This is a genomic window from Aestuariivirga sp. (assembly GCF_047602625.1).
GTDB lineage: Bacteria > Pseudomonadota > Alphaproteobacteria > Rhizobiales > Aestuariivirgaceae > Aestuariivirga.
In genome coordinates, this window is sequence record NZ_JASGGV010000002.1 from 2,207,493 (window position 1) to 2,225,199 (window position 17,707).

General features: G+C 62.1%; 18 protein-coding genes and 1 pseudogene. 14 read left to right on the forward strand and 5 right to left on the reverse strand.

Annotated elements, in window-relative coordinates; all coding sequences use genetic code 11:
• The first annotated feature begins 14 nt into the window (after positions 1 to 14).
• The 4 genes from lptB to ptsN all read left to right on the forward strand — a co-directional run bounded on the left by lptB (position 15) and on the right by ptsN (position 3,570).
• Complete coding sequence (lptB, locus tag QM694_RS15955) at positions 15 to 767, forward strand: LPS export ABC transporter ATP-binding protein (protein ID WP_415007910.1); 753 nt, start codon at positions 15 to 17, stop codon at positions 765 to 767.
• 18 nt (positions 768 to 785) lie between these two features.
• Entirely contained in the window at positions 786 to 2,315 is a 1,530-nt protein-coding gene (gene rpoN, locus QM694_RS15960) for an RNA polymerase factor sigma-54 (protein WP_415007911.1), read from the forward strand.
• A 180-nt stretch (positions 2,316 to 2,495) separates the two neighbouring features.
• Entirely contained in the window at positions 2,496 to 3,071 is a 576-nt protein-coding gene (gene hpf / locus QM694_RS15965; protein ID WP_415007912.1) for a ribosome hibernation-promoting factor, HPF/YfiA family, read from the forward strand.
• A gap of 25 nt (positions 3,072 to 3,096) precedes the next feature.
• A complete protein-coding gene (gene ptsN, locus QM694_RS15970; protein ID WP_415007913.1) occupies positions 3,097 to 3,570 on the forward strand; it encodes a PTS IIA-like nitrogen regulatory protein PtsN in 474 nt (157 codons plus the stop codon).
• Positions 3,571 to 3,624: 54 nt separating this feature from the next.
• Here the strand turns inward: ptsN and QM694_RS15975 are convergent, their stop codons facing one another.
• Both QM694_RS15975 and QM694_RS15980 read right to left on the reverse strand, forming a co-directional pair.
• Positions 3,625 to 3,888: a DUF1150 family protein gene (locus QM694_RS15975; RefSeq protein WP_415007914.1), complete on the reverse strand. Its 264-nt coding sequence runs from the start codon at positions 3,886 to 3,888 to the stop codon at positions 3,625 to 3,627.
• A 4-nt stretch (positions 3,889 to 3,892) separates the two neighbouring features.
• A complete protein-coding gene (locus QM694_RS15980) occupies positions 3,893 to 4,315 on the reverse strand; it encodes an Hsp20 family protein (protein ID WP_415007915.1) in 423 nt (140 codons plus the stop codon).
• Positions 4,316 to 4,421: 106 nt separating this feature from the next.
• Here QM694_RS15980 and QM694_RS15985 point away from each other — a divergent pair, with 106 nt between their 5' ends.
• The 10 genes and pseudogenes from QM694_RS15985 (at position 4,422) to QM694_RS16030 (ending at position 14,462) form a co-directional block, all read left to right on the forward strand.
• A complete protein-coding gene (locus tag QM694_RS15985) occupies positions 4,422 to 5,201 on the forward strand; it encodes an SDR family NAD(P)-dependent oxidoreductase (protein WP_415007916.1) in 780 nt (259 codons plus the stop codon).
• Positions 5,188 to 5,946 carry an SDR family NAD(P)-dependent oxidoreductase gene (locus tag QM694_RS15990; protein ID WP_415007917.1) on the forward strand — a complete coding sequence of 253 codons (759 nt, stop codon included), beginning with the start codon at positions 5,188 to 5,190 and terminating at the stop codon, positions 5,944 to 5,946. Before QM694_RS15985 ends, QM694_RS15990 begins: the two co-directional genes overlap by 14 nt.
• 109 nt (positions 5,947 to 6,055) lie before the next feature.
• Positions 6,056 to 7,057, forward strand: a complete 1,002-nt coding sequence (locus QM694_RS15995) for a BMP family lipoprotein (protein WP_415007918.1) — start codon at positions 6,056 to 6,058, stop codon at positions 7,055 to 7,057.
• A gap of 165 nt (positions 7,058 to 7,222) precedes the next feature.
• Positions 7,223 to 8,740 carry an ABC transporter ATP-binding protein gene (locus QM694_RS16000; protein ID WP_415007919.1) on the forward strand — a complete coding sequence of 506 codons (1,518 nt, stop codon included), beginning with the start codon at positions 7,223 to 7,225 and terminating at the stop codon, positions 8,738 to 8,740.
• Positions 8,740 to 9,837 carry an ABC transporter permease gene (locus QM694_RS16005; RefSeq protein WP_415007920.1) on the forward strand — a complete coding sequence of 366 codons (1,098 nt, stop codon included), beginning with the start codon at positions 8,740 to 8,742 and terminating at the stop codon, positions 9,835 to 9,837. Before QM694_RS16000 ends, QM694_RS16005 begins: the two co-directional genes overlap by 1 nt.
• 4 nt (positions 9,838 to 9,841) lie before the next feature.
• Positions 9,842 to 10,804 (forward strand): ABC transporter permease, encoded by a 963-nt coding sequence (locus QM694_RS16010; protein WP_415007921.1) that lies wholly within the window; start codon positions 9,842 to 9,844, stop codon positions 10,802 to 10,804.
• Between the two features lies 1 nt (position 10,805).
• Positions 10,806 to 11,201 carry a cytidine deaminase gene (locus QM694_RS16015; RefSeq protein ID WP_415007922.1) on the forward strand — a complete coding sequence of 132 codons (396 nt, stop codon included), beginning with the start codon at positions 10,806 to 10,808 and terminating at the stop codon, positions 11,199 to 11,201.
• Positions 11,198 to 11,981: pseudogene (locus QM694_RS16020) on the forward strand (purine-nucleoside phosphorylase). The gene QM694_RS16015 and the pseudogene QM694_RS16020 overlap by 4 nt, the downstream one beginning before the upstream one ends.
• A gap of 1 nt (position 11,982) precedes the next feature.
• Positions 11,983 to 13,293, forward strand: coding sequence for a thymidine phosphorylase (gene deoA / locus QM694_RS16025; protein ID WP_415007923.1), 1,311 nt, complete (start codon positions 11,983 to 11,985; stop codon positions 13,291 to 13,293).
• Positions 13,293 to 14,462: a phosphopentomutase gene (locus QM694_RS16030; RefSeq protein ID WP_415007924.1), complete on the forward strand. Its 1,170-nt coding sequence runs from the start codon at positions 13,293 to 13,295 to the stop codon at positions 14,460 to 14,462. The genes deoA and QM694_RS16030 overlap by 1 nt, the downstream gene beginning before the upstream one ends.
• Here the strand turns inward: QM694_RS16030 and choV are convergent, their stop codons facing one another.
• The 3 genes from choV to QM694_RS16045 form a co-directional block, all read right to left on the reverse strand.
• Positions 14,463 to 15,653: a choline ABC transporter ATP-binding protein gene (choV, locus tag QM694_RS16035; RefSeq protein ID WP_415007925.1), complete on the reverse strand. Its 1,191-nt coding sequence runs from the start codon at positions 15,651 to 15,653 to the stop codon at positions 14,463 to 14,465. It abuts the gene before it with no gap.
• Complete coding sequence (gene choW / locus QM694_RS16040; protein ID WP_415007926.1) at positions 15,653 to 16,504, reverse strand: choline ABC transporter permease subunit; 852 nt, start codon at positions 16,502 to 16,504, stop codon at positions 15,653 to 15,655. The genes choV and choW overlap by 1 nt, the downstream gene beginning before the upstream one ends.
• A 64-nt stretch (positions 16,505 to 16,568) precedes the next feature.
• The gene (locus tag QM694_RS16045) at positions 16,569 to 17,525 is read right to left on the reverse strand and encodes a choline ABC transporter substrate-binding protein (RefSeq protein ID WP_415007927.1); all 957 of its coding nucleotides are present in this window, start codon (positions 17,523 to 17,525) and stop codon (positions 16,569 to 16,571) included.
• Positions 17,526 to 17,707: the final 182 nt, after the last annotated feature.

The window sequence follows — 17,707 nt, forward strand, 5'->3', positions numbered from 1 at the left end:
TGGCGGTAACTCAGGTGACGCAGAACGGTGCAGTGACGGCAAGCCATGACGGCCTCGTGGCGGAGGGTCTGACCAAGACCTACAAGCGGAGGCCGGTCGTCAGGGGCGTCTCGCTGTCCGTGAAGCGCGGTGAAGCCGTGGGCCTTCTAGGGCCCAATGGTGCCGGCAAGACGACGGTGTTCTATATGATCATCGGGCTGATTGCCGCCGACGACGGGATGATCGGCCTGGACGGCGCGGATATCACCCACCTGCCCATGTATCAGCGGGCAAGGCTGGGGATCGGATATCTTCCGCAGGAAAGCTCGATTTTCCGCGGCCTCACGGTGGAAGAAAATATTCGCGCCGTGCTTGAACTCGTCGAGTCCAGCAAGTCAAAGCGCGAAAGTCAGTTGCGTGAGTTGCTCGATGAGTTTTCGATCGCCCATATCCGGAATTCGCCGGCTGTTGCGCTCTCTGGGGGCGAACGCCGCCGTGTTGAAATCGCCCGCGCCCTCGCGGCCAATCCCCGCTTCATGCTTCTCGACGAACCCTTCGCCGGAATTGATCCGATTGCGATCGGTGATATTCGCAAGCTGGTGCGACAGCTCACCGCTCGGGGAATCGGGGTGCTTATTACGGATCACAATGTGCGCGAAACCCTCGATCTCATCGACACGGCCCTCATCATCCATGAGGGCAAGGTCCTGACCCAGGGTACGCCAGATGCGATCGTCAACAACGCGGATGTCCGGCGCTATTATCTCGGCGCGGACTTCAGCCTGTAGCATCGTTGCGCGGCCGCCATGGCCCTGAACCAGAGGCTTGAACTCCGGCAAGGCCAGTCGCTGGTCATGACGCCGCAATTGCAGCAGGCAATCAAGCTGCTGCAGATGTCCAACCTCGAACTGCAGGCCTTCGTTGACGGCGAGCTTGAGCGCAATCCGCTGCTCGAACGCGACGAACGCGGCGAGGTGCGCGAAAAGCCGGAAGCGACGGAGCGGTCGCAGGACCGCCCCGACATGGTGCAGGAGCTGAGCGCGGGCGGCGCCGCCGAAGAGCGCATGAAGACGCTCGATACCGATCTCGACAATGTCTACACCCATGAGGCGCGCGCCGACGTGGAAAGCCGGAGTGCCGCGCCGGGGCCGACCGATTCCGGCTGGTCATCCTTCCGGCCGGCGGGCGGTATATCCCTCGACAATGACGAGATGGATTTCGCCGCCACGCTGACCAGGCCCGAAACCCTGTCCGAGCATCTGGAAAACCAGTTGAACCTCTCGCTCTCCGATCCGGTGGACCGGCTGATCGGCCAGCACCTCGTCGGCATGGTCAATGAGGCGGGCTACCTCACGGGCGATCTGCCGGGCGTGGCGGAAACACTGGGCACCGATGAAGCCCATATCCTTCGCGTGCTGGCGATTCTGCAGGGCTTCGACCCGCCGGGCGTATTCGCCCGCGATCTCAAGGAATGCTTGGCGCTGCAACTTCGCGAGGCCAACCGCTACGATCCCGCCATGGCCAGGCTGATCGACAATCTGGAACTTTTGGCCAAACGTGATTATGCGGCGCTCAAATCGCTATGCAAGGTGGATGCCGATGACCTCCGCGACATGGTGGCGGAACTCAAGCATCTCAATCCCAAGCCCGGCCATGCCTTTGGCTCGGAGCCGGTGCAGCCGGTCATTCCCGATGTCAGCGTCAGGGCAGCGCCGGATGGATCATGGCTCGTTGAACTCAACACCGACACGCTGCCGCGCGTGCTCATCAACAATCAATACCTCGCCACCGTGTCGAAATCCGCCGCGCGCAGCGAGGACAAGCTCTATCTCTCGGAGTGCCAGGCCAACGCCACATGGCTGGTGAAAAGCCTCGACCAGCGCGCCAAGACGATCCTCAAGGTGGCGCGCGAGATCGTGCGCCAGCAGGATGCCTTTCTGGTGCTGGGCGTCCAGCATCTCCGGCCAATCAATCTGAAGACGGTAGCGGAAGCCATCGAGATGCACGAATCAACCGTGAGCCGGGTCACGTCGAACAAATACATGGCGACTCCACGCGGCATCTTTGAGATGAAATATTTCTTCACGACAGCCATCGCGAGCTCCGATTCGGAGGGTGACGCGCATTCGGCGGAAGCGGTGCGCCACCGGATCAAGGAGATGATCGCGGGCGAGGGGAGCGATATCCTTTCGGACGATACGATTGTCGAAAAACTGAAAGACGCAGGCGTTGAAATTGCCCGCCGGACAGTTGCCAAATATCGGGAATCGTTGGGAATTCAATCTTCCGTGCAGCGCCGCAGAGAATCCCGGGCGGCCTCCGCCAAGGGCCGTTGACAGCGCGTAAGGCCGCGACTAGGTTCCGCCCGCTTCGGCGCGCAGGAGGGATCGCCCAATCTGCAAAAGAGAATGCGCGAAGCGGTTGCAACGGGCGAGACCGTATCACGTGACAGCCGGTTGACGTTTGGTTTGGGAGCGCCCACCTTGTGGTGAGGCGAAACAAGGATTTTGCCCGCGATGCAAATCAAGATCACCGGGAAGAACCTCGATATCGGTGACGCGCTGCGCAGCCATGTCGAGGAGCGCCTGTCAGGGCTTCAGCAGAAATATTTCGAAGGCACGGTGCGCGGCCATGTGACCGTGGAGAAGCAGCGCGCCGCCTTCAATTCCGACATCACGCTGCATCTGGCCACCGGCCTCGTGCTGCAGGCGCATGGATCGGCCGCCGAAGCGCATCCCGCCTTTGATGGCGCCGCCCAGCATCTGGAAAAGCAGCTCAAGCGCTATAAGCAGCGCCTCAAGGATCATCACAAGACGCGGCGCGAGCCTGTGAGGCAGATGGAAGCCGCGAGCTATGTCATCAGCCCCGCCGCCGATGTCGAGGTTGAACCTTCCGACCTCAATCCGGTTGTCGTCGCCGAGGCCGCAACCAGCGTGCCGGAGCTGACGGTGGGAGAGGCGGTGATGCAGCTTGATATTTCCAGCGTTCCCTTCGTGCTGTTCCGCAACAGCGGCCACGGAGACCTGAATGTCGTGTATCGCAGGCAGGATGGCAACATCGGCTGGGTAGATGCCAAGACGGCCGCAACGTGAACGCGCTCGCGCAGGGTGAATGCCCATGAATCTTGATGATCTCGTCGATGCCCAATCGGTGCTGGCCAATGTCAAGGCGCCGAACAAGAAGCAATTGCTGCAGGATTTGTCGCAGGCGCTGGCAAAACGCGTGGCGATTGATCATCGCATCATCTACGAAACCCTGTTGCAGCGCGAGAAGCTGGGATCGACTGGCATCGGCCAGGGCATTGCCATCCCGCACGGCAAGATTGCCACGCTGGGCCGCGTTTACGGGCTGTTCGCCAAGCTGGCGCAGCCCATCGATTTCGACGCGGTGGATGGACAGCCGGTTGATCTGGTGTTTGTTCTGCTGGCGCCTGATCACGCCGGTGCCGATCATCTGAAAGCCCTGGCGCGCATCTCCCGCATGCTCCGTGATCCGCAGGTTGTCGCCAAGCTGCGCGGCACGGAAACGGCGGAGGGGCTTTACGCCATCCTGACCGAGCCAACGGGATCGCCCTCAGCCTCCGCCGCCTGAAACGAAAATGGCCGGGATTGCTCCCGGCCATGATTAATCTCATTGATCGAAAGATCAGTGCAGGCTCATTGCCATGAGTTCATGCTCGAAGGCGCTTCCGGCGGCAGCCTCGCGCGTGCCGGAAATCGAGATCGGCGTGCCATCGGCGGCATAGAGGCAATAGAGCTTGGCCGTGGGGTTCACCTTGGCCTCGTCGCCCAGCATGCGGATGGCGTCCTTGCCTTCGATCTCGCGGATATAGGCAAGGGCGCCACCGCCCAGCCCTGCGAAATCCTCCGGCGACATTGCAACGATCTTCTTTTCCAATTCAGTGTTCATGGAATTATCCTCCAATCTCGATACGGCGCACCAGCCGTTTGGGTTCCAGTTTTTCGAGGCCGATCTCCAGAAGGCCATTTGTTAGCCTGGCACCGCGCACTTCCATGCCGTCAGCCAGCACGAAGCTTCTGGCGAATTGGCGGGCGGCAATGCCGCGATGCAGGTAGTCCCGTCCGTCGCCATCGTTCTGGCGGCCACGGATCACCAGCTGGTTTTCCTCGATGGTAATGTCGATCTCGTCGCGCGCAAATCCGGCGACCGCGAGGGTGATGCGAAGCCGTTCGGCCTCGCCCTCGGCGCGCGGCAGGCGCTCGATATTATAGGGCGGATATCCGTCACCGGATGTCTTGCTGGCGCGGTCGAGCATGCGTTCAAGCTCGTCGAAGCCCAGCAGCAGAGGAGATGAAAAAACCGAAAGTCGTGTCATGTCTTTGCCCTTGTGAAAGCAGCACCCGGATTGACGGCCCATCTGGCACCACTGCTCCGGTTCCGGCTAATATGAAAACCGCAAGGCTGGGTTTCAAGGGTGGAGCATGATTGGCGTTAAGGGGCGGGTTGCCCTGGTTACGGGGGCGGGAAGCCCGGACGGGATCGGATTCGCCGCAGCAAAGGCGCTGGCGGAGGCAGGCGCGCGCGTGGCGGTCACATCGACCACCAGCCGCATCCTCCAGCGCGCCGCCGAACTGGGCTGTGCGCACAAGGGATATACAGCGGACTTGACTGGCGCGGATGCCGCGCAGCATCTGGTTGACGGTGTGCGCAGGGATTTTGGCCGTGTCGATATCCTGGTGAACAATGCCGGGATGATCCAGACTGGCCGCAAGAGTGTCGCCTCGCGCGTCGAGAAAATTTCCGACGCAGAATGGCAGGAGCATCTCAGCCTCAACCTCACCACGGCGTTCAACATGATTCGCGCCAGCCTGCCCTCCATGCAGCGGCGGCGATATGGGCGGATCGTCAATGTCTCCTCGGTGACGGGCCCTCTGGTCACCAACCCGCGTAGCGGTGGCTATTCCGCAGCGAAGGCCGGCATGGCGGGGCTGACGCGCACCGTCGCCATCGAGAATGCCTCACGCAACATCACCTGCAACGCGGTATTGCCGGGATGGATCGCCACGGCATCCCAGACCAAGCCTGAAGTTCGCGCTGGCAAGGCAACGCCGGCGGGCCGGTCCGGCACGCCGGACGAGGTGGCCGCGGCGATCCTGTTCCTTGCCGGCACGGAGGCAAGCTATGTGACGGGCACGACACTCGTGGTGGATGGCGGCAACTCCATCGCCGAATACAAGGGTGCGCCTGATGGCTGGTACTGATGACTGGTCTGGCAAGACGGTGCTGATCGTTGGTGGCGCCGGTGGCATGGGTCGCGCCGCGGCTGCGGAATTCCACGCGCTTGGCGCCAATATCGCCATTGCTGATTTGCGGCCCACGGATTTTCCTTCTGACCACCTTGCGATCACCGGTGACGTCGCGAGGATTCAGGACTGTGCCCGCATGGTGTCTGAGACGGTTTCGCGATTTGGCCGTCTTGACGTGTTGGTCAACGCGGCTGGCGTATGGGTTGAGGGCGGCAGCGCGGAAATGACCGAGGCGCAATGGGACAGGACGCTGGACATCAACCTCAAGGGCACATTTTTTACCTGCCGTTATGCCATTCCCGAACTGGAGAAAACCGAAGGCCAGATTATCAATATCGCCTCTGACGCCGGCCTCATGGGCAATGCCGGGGCGGCCATCTATTGCGCATCGAAAGGCGGCGTTGTGCTGCTCACCAAGGCGATGGCCCTCGAACTTGCGCCAAAAGGCATCCGTGTCAACGCGATCTGTCCCTGCGATGTTGAAACGCCGATGCTGCAGTACCAGGCCAAAGCCTTTGGCGGCGGTGATCCGGAAGGCTATCTGGCGCGCCTGCGTGCTATTTATCCACAAGGCGCGCGCACACGCTTCGCGGCGCCGGAGGAAATCGCCGCCTTTATCGTCATGGTCGCCTCGCCGCGCTTGAAGCCGGTGACTGGCGCGGCGCTCCAGATTGATTTCGCGACCACAGCGGGGAAGTGACGTTCCAACGCTTGACGGCGGCAAAGCCATTTGATCAAGTGATAAAAATTGCCGTGCCGCCCATGTCAGCGGTGGGCGGGAGCGTGATGGGACAATCAGGGAGGTTTTCATGAAGAGACGTACATTATTGGCCGCCACCGCCGCCTTTGCGATGATGGCAGGGCTTGCTCATGCGGCGGACGACAAACCCGCCATCGTGTTCGACATTGGCGGCAAGTTCGACAAATCGTTCAATGAGTCGATGTATAACGGCGCCCAGAAGTTCAAGACCGAGACGGGCATTGCCTATGGCGAATTCGAAATCGCCAATGAGGCGCAGCGCGAACAGGCGATCCGCAACTTCGCCGACCAGGGCTATAGCCCGATCATCGCGGCGGGCTTTGCCCAGGCTGCGGCGGTGGAAAAGGTCGCCAAGGAATATCCGGACCTCAAATTCGCCATCGTCGACATGGTCGTCGATCTGCCGAACGTGCAGTCCATCGTGTTCAAGGAGCATGAGGGCAGCTATCTCGTTGGCATGCTGGCGGGCATGGCGTCGAAGACCGGCAAGGTCGGCTTCGTCGGCGGCATGGACATTCCGCTGATTCGCAAATTCGGCTGCGGCTACGTGCAGGGTGTCAAGGCGGCGAAGCCGGACGCCACGGTGTTCCAGAACATGACGGGCGATACGGGCGCGGCCTGGAACGATCCCGTCAAGGGCGGCGAAATCACCAAGGGCCAGATGGCGCAGGGCGCGGACGTTGTTTACGCGGCGGCGGGCGCCACGGGCCTAGGCGTGCTGCAGGCGGCGGCCGATGGCGGCGCGCTGTCGATCGGCGTTGACGCCAACCAGAACTACCTTCATCCCGGCAAGGTTCTGACCTCGATGGTGAAGCGCGTCGATGTCGCCGTCTACAATGTCATGAAGTCGGGCAAGGACGGCACTTTCAAGCCGGGCATCCAGGCGCTGGGCCTCGCGGAAGATGGTGTGGGCTATGCCATGGACGACAACAACAAGCCGCTGATCACAGCCGAAATGCTGGCGGCGGTGGAAAAGGCGAAAGCTGACATCATTGCGGGCACCATCAAGGTGCATGACTACATGGACGACAACAAGTGCCCGGTTGAATAAGCAGGGCACGACGACTCTCCCGCCGCGAGCGGGAGAGGAAAGGGGCCCGTGCGCAAGCATGGGACGGGTGAGGGGACGGCAGACGAACATGACCTTCACCTCCCCATGGTTGCGCAATGGGTCCCTTTCTCATCCCCGCCGGGGTGAGGCATACAGGCGTCACGGATGACCGCGGCAATCGAACTGATCGGCATCGACAAGCGTTTTGGCGCCGTTCACGCCAACAAGGATGTGACGCTGGCCATCGGCCAGGGCTCGATCCACGGCATCATCGGCGAAAATGGCGCCGGCAAATCCACGCTGATGTCGATTCTGTTTGGCTTCTACCAGGCTGATAAGGGGGAAATCCGGATCAAGGGCCAGCCGGTGCGCATCCGGTCCTCATCGGACGCGATTGCCCATGGCATCGGCATGGTGCACCAGCATTTCATGCTGGTGCAGCCGTTCACCGTGCTCGAAAATGTGGTGCTGGGCGCGGAAGGCGGCGCGCTGATCGGCCCTGCTTTGGCCAAGGCGCGCGCCGAACTGACGCGCCTCGCCAAGGAATATGAGCTGGACGTCGATCCCGACGCGATTGTCGGCGAACTTCCCGTGGGCCTGCAGCAGCGGGTGGAAATCCTGAAAGCGCTCTTCAAGGGCGCGGACGTTCTGATCCTCGATGAGCCCACGGGCGTTTTGACGCCGGATGAGGCGGATCACCTCTTCCGGATTCTCCGTACACTGAGGGATGAGGGAAAGACCGTCATCCTCATCACCCACAAGCTGCGCGAGATCATGGCCATCACAGATCACGTCTCGGTCATGCGGCGGGGCGAACTGGTGGCGACGAAAGAAACCAAAAATACGAATGTTGGCGAACTGGCCGAACTCATGGTGGGCCGCCGCGTGCTGCTGCGGGTGGAAAAGGGGCCAGCGAAGCCCGGTGCGGTGGCGCTGGAGGTCAAGAACCTCACCTGGAAAGACAAGCAGGGCGTGGCGCGGGTGGACAATGTCTCCTTCACCGTGCGCTCGGGTGAAATTGTCGGCATCGCCGGCGTGTCGGGCAACGGACAGTCTGAATTGCTCGATCTGGTGGCCGGCATCACCAAGCCCACATCGGGCGAGATCATCTTTGAAAACAAGGTATGCGGGCCCACCTGCGATCCGCGCTATCTCCGGCAGGAAGGCCTGGCCCACGTGCCGGAAGACCGCCAGCACCGCGGCCTCATCACCTCCTTCGACGCATCCGAATCGGCGATCCTCGGCTGGCACTATGAAGAATCGCTCGGCAAGGGCTTCCGCCTCGACCGCGACAAGGTGGTGGAGCGCTGCCGTTCGGAAATGAACGAGTTCGACGTGCGCCCGTCCGATCCCTATCTGAAGAGCGCCAAATTTTCCGGCGGCAACCAGCAGAAGATCATCCTGGCGCGCGAGATCGAACGCGATCCCGATCTCCTGATCGTCGGCCAGCCGACGCGCGGCGTCGACATTGGCGCCATCGAATTCATTCACCGCCGCCTCATCGAATTGCGCGATCAGGGCAAGGCCATCCTGTTGGTGTCGGTGGAGCTTGATGAAATCCGCGCCCTCTCCGACCGCATCCCCGTCATGTTCGCGGGCCGCATCATGGGTGAGCGCGACGCCAGCACGGATGAACGCGAACTTGGACTGCTGATGGCTGGTGTCACGAAGGAAGCTGCGTGATGGCCAACCAAAGGGGCGAACTTCCGGCCTGGGTCGATATGGGATTGATCCCGCTGCTCAACCTGCTGATCGCGCTGCTGGTGGCGGGTCTCGTCGTTATCATCATCGGCGAGAACCCCATTGATGCGCTGTGGATCATGCTGAAAGGCGCGTTGGGCTCGATCAAGGGCTGGGGTTATCTGCTCTACTATGCCACCAACTTCATTTTCACCGGGCTGGCCGTGGCGGTGGCTTTCCACGCCGGGCTGTTCAACATCGGCGGCGAGGGGCAGGCCTATATCGGCGGGCTGGGCGCGGCCATCGTCGGCCTTGGCCTTGGCTTCATGCCGTGGTTCATCGTCATCCCGCTGGCTATCATTGCCTGCGCCGTATTCGGTGCGCTGTGGGGCTTCATCCCTGGCTATCTTCAGGCCAAGCGTGACAGCCACATCGTGATCACCACGATCATGTTCAACTATATCGCCGCCAGCCTCATCCAGTATCTCATCAACTACTGGTTCCGCCCGCTGGGCCGCATGGCGATGGAAAGCCGCGAGATCGACGCCGCCTATATCCCGAGCTTCCGCGAGATCGCCCGCGATCTGTTCGGCGTCAGGCTCGCCTCATCGCCATTGAATCCCACCGTATTCCTCGCCTTCTTCGCGGCATGGGCTGTTTGGTATCTGCTGTGGCGCACCAAGCTGGGTTACGAAATCCGCGCCGTGGGGGCGAATGTCGAGGCGGCCATCTATGCCGGGATCGACGTCAAGCGCATCATCATCATCGCCATGGTGATCTCGGGCGGGCTTGCCGGGCTTCTGGCCGCCAATGAAATCCTCGGCGTGCAGCACCGCCTGCTGCTTGAGTTCGTGGGCGGCGCCGGTTTCGTCGGCATTGCCGTGGCGCTGATGGGCCGCTCGCATCCCTTCGGCATCGTGCTGGCCTCGCTGCTGTTCGGCGTGCTTTATCAGGGTGGCTCCGAACTCTCCTTCGCGCGGCCCGCCATTAACCGCGACATGATCGTGGTGGTGCAAGGCCTCGTCATCCTGTTCATGGGCGCGTTGGAACAAACCTTCCGCCCGGCCCTCACGCGCTACTTCACGCAGAGCGGGGAGTGACGCGATGGATTTGCCGCTCATAAATGAAATTCTTGCCTCTACCATCCGGCTCTCGGTGCCGCTGATCCTCGCCTGCCTGGCGGGCCTGTGGTCGGAGCGGTCGGGCGTTGTGGACATTGGCCTTGAAGGCAAGATGCTGGCGGCGGCTTTCGCGGCGGCCAGCGTGGCGGCCGTCACCAATTCAGCCTGGGCGGGCCTTGCAGCGGCGATTGCCGTCTCGCTCGCCTTCTCGCTGGTGCATGGCTATGCCTCGATCAGCCAGCGCGGCAATCAGGTGGTGTCGGGCGTTGCCATCAACATGCTGGCGGCGGGCCTCGCGGTGGTGCTGGGCAACAAATGGTTTGGCGAAGGCGGGCGCACGCCATCGCTTGGCCCTGATGCGCGCTTCATGCCCATCGACATTCCCGGCCTGTCGGATCTCTATGATGTGCCGGTGCTGGGCACCTTGGCGCATATCGTTTCCGGCCATTCCATTCTTGCTTATCTGGCTTTTGCGCTGGTGCCGCTCACGGCCTGGGCGCTGTCGCGCACCCGCTTCGGATTGCGCTTGCGCGCCGTGGGTGAAAATCCGCAGGCCGTCGATACGGCAGGCATCTCGGTGGCGGGCCTGCGTTATCGCGCCGTGCTGATTGCCGGCGTTCTCTGCGGCATCGCGGGAGCGTTCATTTCAACATCCCTTTCGGCGGGCTTCGTGCGCGACATGACGGCGGGGCGCGGCTTCATGGCGCTGGCCGCCCTGATCTTCGCCAACTGGCGGGCATGGCCCGCGCTCTATGCCTGTCTTCTCTTCGGATTCTTGCAGGCCGCGGGCACGCCGCTCCAGGGCAAGAAGCTGTTCGACGTGGAAATTCCCGTCCAGTTCATCAACATGCTGCCCTATCTGTTGACCGTCATTCTGCTGGCAGGTTTCATCGGCAAGTCGATTCCGCCCAAGGCGTCGGGCTTGCCCTATACGAAGGACCGCTGACATGAGCCGCGATCTCGTCGAGGCCGCCAGGGCCGCGCGCCTGAAAGCCCACGCCCCCTATTCGAAGTTTCTCGTCGGCGCCGCCATGCGGGATGAGAAAGGCCGGATCTTCGGCGGCTGCAACATCGAGAACGCCTCCTATCCGCAGGGCTGGTGTGCCGAACCTTCCGCCATTTCCGCGCTGATCATGGGCGGCGGCACGAAAGTCACGGAAGTGGCGGTGATCGGCGCAGGCGAGGGACTGGTGACGCCATGCGGCGGCTGCCGCCAGAAGATCCGCGAGTTCGCGGCCCCCGATGTCAAGATTCACATCTGCGGCGAGGACGGTACGATCCGCCGCACCTTCACGCTGGAAGAATTGCTGCCGGTGTCCTTCGGGCCGGATCATCTCAAATGAATGCGCTGGCGAAGGCACTGAAGGGCCGCGCGCCGAAGACCGCCATCATCCTCGGCTCCAGCCTCGGTGCTGTAGCCGAGGCTGTGTCCGATCCGCTGATTATTCCGTATACGGAGCTTCCCGGCTTCCCGGTTCCCAAAATCTCCGGCCATGCGGGGAAACTCTATGCGGGCAAACTCGGCGGCGTGGATGTGGCCGTGCTGGCGGGGCGCGCGCACCCCTATGAAACCGGCAATGCCGCCGTCATGCGTCCGGCCATCGAAATCCTGAAAGAGGCCGGCATCGAGACGCTGATCCTCACCAATGCGGCGGGATCGCTTGATGCAAAGATGCGGCCCGGCGCGCTGATGCTGATCGCCGATCACATCAATTGCGCGGGCATGAATCCGCTGATCGGCCAGCATGGCGATGAAAATTTCGTGCCGATGACCAATGCCTATGATCCGGCCCTTCGCGCCCGCTTCCGCGCGGCGGCGGACGCGGAAGGCATCGCACTCCATGAAGGCGTTCTATTGCTGGTACTCCGGCCCCTCTTTCGAGACCCCCGCCGAAATCCGCATGATGCAGATCATCGGCGGCAATGCGGTGGGCATGTCGACAGCGCCCGAAACCATTCTCGCCCGCCGCTTTGGGTTGAAGGTGGCGGCGCTTTCGGTGATCACCAATCTGGCGGCGGGCATCGAGGGGGCCTCTCCCAGCCATGCCGAAACCAAGAGCGAAGGGGCCAAAGCCTCCGACCGCATGACGCGGCTTCTCACAACTTTCTTCGCTCGAGGCTGATGTGCTGCCGCAGGAAGTGATCCGCCGCAAGCGCGATGGCGCAAGCCTCACCACCGAAGAGGTGCGCGAGTTCATTGGCGGGCTGACGAAAGGCGCGATCTCCGAAGGGCAGGTGGCGGCCTTCGCCATGGCGGTTTTCTTTCGCGGCATGAGTGCTGAAGAAGCCGTGGGCCTGACGCTGGCCATGCGCGACTCGGGCACGGTCCTGCACTGGGATGTGCCGGGGCCGGTGGTGGACAAGCATTCAACCGGCGGCGTGGGCGATAACATCTCGCTGATGCTGGCGCCCATGCTGGCCGCCTGCGGCTGTTATGTGCCGATGATTTCAGGACGGGGCCTGGGCCACACCGGCGGCACGCTGGACAAGCTCGATTCCATTCCAGGCTATGTCTCACAGCCCGATCTGGCGCTGTTCCGCAAAGTGGTTCGCGAGGCGGGATGCGCCATCATCGGCCAGACCGCCGACCTCGCACCCGCCGACAAGCGTCTTTATGGCATCCGCGACGTGACGGCGACGGTGGAGAGCATACCGCTCATAACGGCCTCCATCCTGTCGAAGAAATTGGCGGCGGGGCTTCAGCATCTGGTGCTGGACGTCAAGACCGGTTCCGGCGCGTTTATGGCCACGCGCGAAGAGTCGGAGGCGCTGGCGCAGAGCCTCGTCAGCGTCGCCAATGGCGCAGGGTTGAAAACAACAGCCCTCATCACTGACATGGACGAACCCCTGGCGCCTTGCGCGGGGAATGCGATTGAGATCGCACATGCCTGCGGCTTCCTCATGGGCCGCATCCGGAACAGCCGCGTTCATGCCATCACGGTTGGCCTGGGAGCCGAGCTTCTGGTGAGCGCGGGCCTTGCGCAATCGCATGCGGATGCGGTGGCGCAGCTTGAACGAAGCCTGGAGGCGGGCGATGCCGTAGAGCGGTTCAATCGCATGGTGAAGGCGCTGGGCGGCCCTGCGGATTTTGCTGAACATTGTGATGCACATCTTATCGCTGCGCCGATTGTTCGCCCCGTCTATGCGGATGGAGATGGATTGGTCAGCTCAATCAGGACACGCGATCTGGGCCTTGCGGTTATCGAACTGGGCGGCGGCCGCCACACCGCGAGCGATGTGATTGATCACCGCGTTGGCCTGTCGCAGCTTCTGGGCAAGAATTTTATTTCCGATGCCAACACGCCGCTCTGCCTCATCCACGCCGCGGATGAGGAGGGCTTCTCGCGCGCGGCGGCCATCGTCAAATCCGCTTATGCGATCGGCGATGGCGGTGCCGAAACGGCGCCTATCCTCGCACGCATCGGGCCATCCTGATGCCGCGCGCAATCCTGCTTGTGCTTGACAGCTTCGGCGTCGGCGGCGCGCCGGATGCGGAAAGTTTCGGCGACCGGGGCGCCAACACGCTGGGCCACATCTGCGATCACATGACGCTGCACGTGCCGCATATGGCCTCGCTCGGCTTGGGGCTGGCGGCGCAATTATCGACGGGCCGCAACCCGCTTGCTGAAACACAGTTGACCGGGCGCTATGGCGTGGCCACCGAAGTGTCGCGCGGCAAGGATACGATCACCGGCCATTGGGAAATCGCCGGGTGCCCCGTGCCCTTTGCCTGGGGTTATTTCCCCCATACCATTCCGGCCTTCCCGCAAGAGATGATCGATGCGCTTGTTGCCCGCTGCAAACTGCCGGGCCTTCTGGCCATGTGCCACGCCTCGGGCACCGAGGTGATCGAGGATTATGGCGAGGAGCATATCCGCACCGGAAAGCCCATCGCTTACACCAGCGCGGATAGCGTGCTGCAGATCGCCGCCCATGAAACGCATTTCGGCCGCGAGCGCCTCTATGAGGTCTGCACCGTGGCGCGCGAATTGACCTTGCCGTTGATGATCGGCCGCGTCATCGCAAGGCCCTTCGTGGGCGAGGCGCGTGGCGCTTTCGTTCGCACGCCCTATCGCAAGGACTACGCCATCGCACCGCCTTCGCCGACGCTGTTTGATGTGGCAACAGGGGAAGGCCGCGCCGTGGTCAGCGTCGGCAAGATCGGCGACATCTATGCCCATCGCGGCACGGGGCGCGAGGTGAAGGTGTCGGGGCACCCGGCGATGATGGACACTGTCATCAGGGAACTCGCCGCGCTCGCGGATGGCGGTGTCCTGATGGCCAATTTTGTCGACTTCGACACCGAATTCGGCCATCGCCGTGACCCTAAGGGCTATGGCCGGCTGCTCGAAGCGTTTGACGCCATGCTGCCCCGGCTGTTCGATGCTCTGCATGCGGATGATCTTCTCATCCTCACCGCCGATCACGGCAATGATCCGGCATGGAAGGGCACCGATCACACGCGCGAACAGGTGCCCATCATGATCTGGTCACCGGGGATTGCGCCGGGCACTGTAGGCCATCGCAAGAGCTTTGCCGATATCGGCCAGAGCATCGCCAGGCATTTGCGTCTGCCGCCGCTGGCGAGCGGAACCGCCTGGTGATCAGTCCTGCCGTTTCAGCACGGCTTGCAGCACATTGCGCACGCCGATGGCGCCGAGGAAACGGTTTTCCTCGTCGAAAATCGCCACAGGCGCCGTGTCGGCATTGTGCATGGCCAGCATGACGACTTTCAGCGACGTTCCCGGCCTTGCCCAATAGACGGGCCGCGTGTTGGCGGGCACCGGCTTCTCGACGTCGGCGCAGGTGACCCATGTCGCGGGCTTGCCCTCACGCTCGGCGGCCAGCACCTTGCGGCCTCCGTCAAGCCGGAAGCGCGTGGTCTTGCGCCGGTCGAGCCACACCCAGTCCTCGCCCGCCTTTTCAAGCTCATGCAGCGAGCGCATGACGTTCCAGGCGGTCAGCACCGAGAGCGGGTTCACATTGGCGATGAACTCCCGCACATAATCATTGGCGGGCTTCAAGACGATGTCTTCCGGCGGGCCTGACTGCACGATATGGCCGGATTCCATGATGGTGATGGTGTTGCCGATCTTGAGCGCCTCCTCGAGATCATGCGACACGAAGATGATGGTCTTCTTCAGCGTCTTCTGAAGTTGCAGCAATTCATCCTGCAGCTTGGTGCGGATCAGCGGATCGAGCGCCGAGAAGGGCTCATCCATCAGCAGGATCGGCGCTTCGGTGGCGAAGGCGCGGGCAAGGCCCACACGCTGCTGCATGCCGCCCGAAAGCTCATGCGCATATTTTCCCGCCCATTGGTCAAGGCCAACGAGCTTCAATTGCTTGTCCACGCGCGCCTTGCGTTCTGTCTCGGGAACGCCAGCGAGTTCAAGGCCGAAGCCGACATTCTCCGCCACCGTGCGCCAGGGCAAGAGCGCAAATTGCTGGAACACCATGGCGACGGCATGCTGACGCACCTGGCGGAGCGTTTCCGCATCGCAAGTGACGACATCCACCATCTTGCCGCCGTGCTTCACCAAGATGCTGCCGCGCGACACGGTGTTGAGCCCGTTGACGCCGCGCAGGAGCGTGGACTTGCCGGAGCCCGAAAGCCCCATGAGCACGCTGATCTCGCCTTCCTTCACGGTGAGATTGGCGCCCGCCGCGCCCAGCACATTGCCGGTCCGCTCGAGGATTTCCGCCCGCGTGGCGCCCTTGTCGAGCAGAGCCAGCGCCGTTTCCGGCCGCTCGCCAAACATGATGTCGACGTTCTTGAATTCGACGGCTGCGCTCATCAATGCGCTCCCTGCCGCACGCGCGTCACGCGGTCGAGGATGATGGCGAGGATCACGATGGCCACGCCCGCTTCAACACCGAGCGGAATGTTCATCTGGTTCAAGCCGCGCACCACCTGGCTGCCGAGGCCTGCGGCGCCGATCAGCCCGGCGATCACCACCATGGAGAGTGACAGCATGATGCATTGGGTGATGCCCGCCATGATGGTGGGCAGCGCCGCCGGCAGTTCCACTTTCCACAAAAGCTGGCGCGACGTGGCGCCGAAGGCTTGCCCTGCCTCGATCAGCGCGCGGGGCACCGAGGTCAATCCCAGATAGGTCATGCGCAAGGGGGCAGGTGCGGCAAAGATCACCGTCACCAGCATGCCCGATGGCATGCCGAGGCCGAACAGGATCAGCGCCGGAATGAGATATACATAAGTCGGCATGGTCTGCATGAGGTCGAGGACCGGATTCAGCACCCGCCACACCTTGGGGCTGTGGGCCGCCCAGATTCCCAAGGGAATGCCGATGGCGATCGATACCATGGTGGAGGCCACCACCAGCACCAGCGTCTGGATCGTGTCTTTCCATAGTCCCTGGTTCAGCATCAGCAGAAAGCCCAGCAGCGTGCCCAGCGCCAGCTTCCACGAACGCTGCAGCGCATAGGCGATGATGGCGAAGATCAGCGCCAGCAAAACCGGCGGCACCGCCAAGAGCGCATTCACGCAGCCATCCAGCAGCACGCCCATCGCCCAGGCAAGGCCGCGAAAGAAGAAATCGAAATTGGTGGTGAACCAGTTGAATATCGCCTTGCCCCAGAGACCCAAAGGAATTTTGGGGATGAAGGACAGCTTGAAAATCTGTTCCATGGAGTCCGCGCAGAAAAGAGGCGGGTCCGTGTGCCGGACCCGCCTTTCATGTTGTCACCGAAATTTATTGGATGCCAAGGCCTTTTTTCACCGCGTCAATTGCCGGGCCGGAGCCGTCGAAGGTCGTCACGCCGTCCAGCCATGCATTGAGCACATCCGGATGCGCCTTCACCCATGCGATTGACGCTTCCTTGGGATCGGCGTTGTTGTTGAGGATCTGGCCCATGATCTCGTTTTCCATGCCGACATCAAACTTGAGCTGCTTGATGAATTTGCCAACGTTCGGGCACTGGTCGAGATAGCCCTTGCGCACCGTCGAATAGACGACGGCGCCGCCGAAGTTGGGTCCGAACAGCGCATCGCCGCCCGTCAGATACTGCATCTTGAAATTCACATTCATGGGATGCGGGGCCCAGCCGAGGAACACGATGTCCTCATTCGCCGAGGTTGCCTTCTGCACCTGTGAGAGCATGCCCGCTTCCGAACTCTCCACCAGTTCGAAGCCGTCAAGCTTGAACTGCGGATCCTTGATCATGTCGAGGATGTGCCGGTTGCCGTCATTGCCGGGTTCGATGCCGTAGAACTTGCCCTGAAGCGAATCCTTGAATTTGTAGATGTCCTTGAAGTCGTGCAGACCCTTGTCATAAGTATATTGCGGCACGGCCAGCGTATACTTTGCGCCTTCAGGCAGGTTGGCTGACACCTGCTCCACCGACTTGTCGTCGAGATAGGCGCGGATGTCGCCTTCCATGGACGGCATCCAGTTGCCGAGGAACACGTCAATGTCGCCGCTCTTCATCGAGGCAAAAGTGACGGGCACGGCGAGCTGTTTGATGTCGCCGGTATAGCCCATCTGTTCCAGAATGCCGCCGGTCATGGCGGTGATGGCGGTGATGTCGGTCCAGCCCACGTCCGACATGCGCACCGTCTTGCAGCTGTCGGCATCGCCGGCAAACGCCGGACCCGCCAGCGCCACGCCCAGAAGCAGCGTTGCGGCGGCGGTTTTGAATGTAAATGACATGCACGTCCTCCCTGTTATAGCCGCGCACATCCACCCGGAGCGCCAGCGGCCTGTCTTCCAAATACAGACCCGCAGGAGATCACAGTCAAGCCTCAGCACGCGAAGTTTGCGAACGAAATCATGGCGTAAGACCATGTTCGGTTCAAAAGCGGCATTTGCGGTTGCAAGCGCGCCATCGATTG

Coding starts and splice junctions, on each gene's coding strand:
- QM694_RS15980 (WP_415007915.1), bottom strand. CDS start 4,315: ATGACACGACTTTCGGTTTTTTCATCTCCTCTGCTGCTGGGCTTCGAC.
- QM694_RS16000 (WP_415007919.1), top strand. CDS start 7,223: ATGACCGCGGCAATCGAACTGATCGGCATCGACAAGCGTTTTGGCGCC.
- QM694_RS16010 (WP_415007921.1), top strand. CDS start 9,842: ATGGATTTGCCGCTCATAAATGAAATTCTTGCCTCTACCATCCGGCTC.
- QM694_RS15990 (WP_415007917.1), top strand. CDS start 5,188: ATGGCTGGTACTGATGACTGGTCTGGCAAGACGGTGCTGATCGTTGGT.
- choW (WP_415007926.1), bottom strand. CDS start 16,504: ATGGAACAGATTTTCAAGCTGTCCTTCATCCCCAAAATTCCTTTGGGT.
- QM694_RS15995 (WP_415007918.1), top strand. CDS start 6,056: ATGAAGAGACGTACATTATTGGCCGCCACCGCCGCCTTTGCGATGATG.
- QM694_RS16015 (WP_415007922.1), top strand. CDS start 10,806: ATGAGCCGCGATCTCGTCGAGGCCGCCAGGGCCGCGCGCCTGAAAGCC.
- QM694_RS16005 (WP_415007920.1), top strand. CDS start 8,740: ATGGCCAACCAAAGGGGCGAACTTCCGGCCTGGGTCGATATGGGATTG.
- choV (WP_415007925.1), bottom strand. CDS start 15,653: ATGAGCGCAGCCGTCGAATTCAAGAACGTCGACATCATGTTTGGCGAG.
- QM694_RS16030 (WP_415007924.1), top strand. CDS start 13,293: ATGCCGCGCGCAATCCTGCTTGTGCTTGACAGCTTCGGCGTCGGCGGC.
- hpf (WP_415007912.1), top strand. CDS start 2,496: ATGCAAATCAAGATCACCGGGAAGAACCTCGATATCGGTGACGCGCTG.
- QM694_RS15975 (WP_415007914.1), bottom strand. CDS start 3,888: ATGAACACTGAATTGGAAAAGAAGATCGTTGCAATGTCGCCGGAGGAT.
- ptsN (WP_415007913.1), top strand. CDS start 3,097: ATGAATCTTGATGATCTCGTCGATGCCCAATCGGTGCTGGCCAATGTC.
- QM694_RS16045 (WP_415007927.1), bottom strand. CDS start 17,525: ATGTCATTTACATTCAAAACCGCCGCCGCAACGCTGCTTCTGGGCGTG.
- rpoN (WP_415007911.1), top strand. CDS start 786: ATGGCCCTGAACCAGAGGCTTGAACTCCGGCAAGGCCAGTCGCTGGTC.
- QM694_RS15985 (WP_415007916.1), top strand. CDS start 4,422: ATGATTGGCGTTAAGGGGCGGGTTGCCCTGGTTACGGGGGCGGGAAGC.